Below are 1931 nucleotides of genomic sequence, written 5' to 3'. Positions count from 1 at the left end.
TTCTAGTGCCAAGGCATCCACCGTGCGCCCTTAATAACTTAATCTGTTATTAATATTGTGATGTCTGCATAGATGCAGACGCGCGATTTTTTTCAAGAATTCAAATATGAACTCACTCGGTTTTGCTTGGTAAAATCTTTATATCTTCTTACTTTATCTAGTTTTCAAAGTACAATCTGAATGTATAAACATTCAAAACTGAATACAATATGTCAATGTCAATTCCTACAGACCTTAAGGTCTGTCTCCGTAATATCCTTAGAAAGGAGGTGATCCAGCCGCACCTTCCGATACGGCTACCTTGTTACGACTTCACCCCAATCATCTGTCCCACCTTCGACGGCTAGCTCCTAAAAGGTTACTCCACCGGCTTCGGGTGTTACAAACTCTCGTGGTGTGACGGGCGGTGTGTACAAGACCCGGGAACGTATTCACCGTAGCATGCTGATCTACGATTACTAGCGATTCCAGCTTCATGTAGTCGAGTTGCAGACTACAATCCGAACTGAGAATGGTTTTATGGGATTTGCTTGACCTCGCGGTTTTGCTGCCCTTTGTACCATCCATTGTAGCACGTGTGTAGCCCAAATCATAAGGGGCATGATGATTTGACGTCATCCCCACCTTCCTCCGGTTTGTCACCGGCAGTCTCTCTAGAGTGCCCAACCTAATGATGGCAACTAAAGATAAGGGTTGCGCTCGTTGCGGGACTTAACCCAACATCTCACGACACGAGCTGACGACAACCATGCACCACCTGTCACTTTGTCCCCCGAAGGGGAAAGCTCTATCTCTAGAGTTGTCAAAGGATGTCAAGATTTGGTAAGGTTCTTCGCGTTGCTTCGAATTAAACCACATGCTCCACCGCTTGTGCGGGTCCCCGTCAATTCCTTTGAGTTTCAGTCTTGCGACCGTACTCCCCAGGCGGAGTGCTTAATGCGTTAGCTGCAGCACTGAGGGGCGGAAACCCCCCAACACTTAGCACTCATCGTTTACGGCGTGGACTACCAGGGTATCTAATCCTGTTTGATCCCCACGCTTTCGCACCTCAGCGTCAGTTACAGACCAGAGAGCCGCCTTCGCCACTGGTGTTCCTCCATATCTCTGCGCATTTCACCGCTACACATGGAATTCCACTCTCCTCTTCTGCACTCAAGTCTCCCAGTTTCCAATGACCCTCCCCGGTTGAGCCGGGGGCTTTCACATCAGACTTAAGAGACCGCCTACGCGCGCTTTACGCCCAATAATTCCGGATAACGCTTGCCACCTACGTATTACCGCGGCTGCTGGCACGTAGTTAGCCGTGGCTTTCTGGTAAGGTACCGTCAAGGTACGTTCAGTTACTAACGTACTTGTTCTTCCCTTACAACAGAGTTTTACGATCCGAAAACCTTCTTCACTCACGCGGCGTTGCTCCGTCAGACTTTCGTCCATTGCGGAAGATTCCCTACTGCTGCCTCCCGTAGGAGTCTGGGCCGTGTCTCAGTCCCAGTGTGGCCGATCACCCTCTCAGGTCGGCTATGTATCGTTGCCTTGGTGAGCCGTTACCTCACCAACTAGCTAATACACCGCGGGTCCATCTATAAGTGACAGCAGAACCGTCTTTCACTATTGCTTCATGCGAAGCTAAATATTATCCGGTATTAGCTCCGGTTTCCCGAAGTTATCCCAGTCTTATAGGTAGGTTACCCACGTGTTACTCACCCGTCCGCCGCTAACATCAGAGAGTGCAAGCACTCTCGTCCGTTCGCTCGACTTGCATGTATTAGGCACGCCGCCAGCGTTCATCCTGAGCCAGGATCAAACTCTCCATAATAGATTGCTTGATAAAGCTCTTTGATTGCTTGAGGCAATCACTCTTGGGAGTGAACTTAATCACTCAAATTATTGGAATTAACGTTGACATATTGTCATTCAGTTTTCAATGTTCA

At 48.7% G+C, this 1931-nt stretch carries 1 rRNA gene; it reads right to left on the bottom strand.

Features of this window, described 5'->3' with window-relative positions:
* Positions 1-262: 262 nt before the first annotated feature.
* Positions 263-1816: ribosomal RNA gene (locus CD152_RS02195) — 16S ribosomal RNA — on the bottom strand.
* Positions 1817-1931 lie beyond the last annotated feature (115 nt).

The sequence above is a fragment of the Macrococcoides caseolyticum genome, from assembly GCF_002902665.1.
GTDB classification, from domain to species: Bacteria; Bacillota; Bacilli; order Staphylococcales; family Staphylococcaceae; genus Macrococcoides; species Macrococcoides caseolyticum.
Note: the sequence above shows the minus strand (reverse complement) of the source record. Positions and strands in the feature narration are given on the sequence as shown.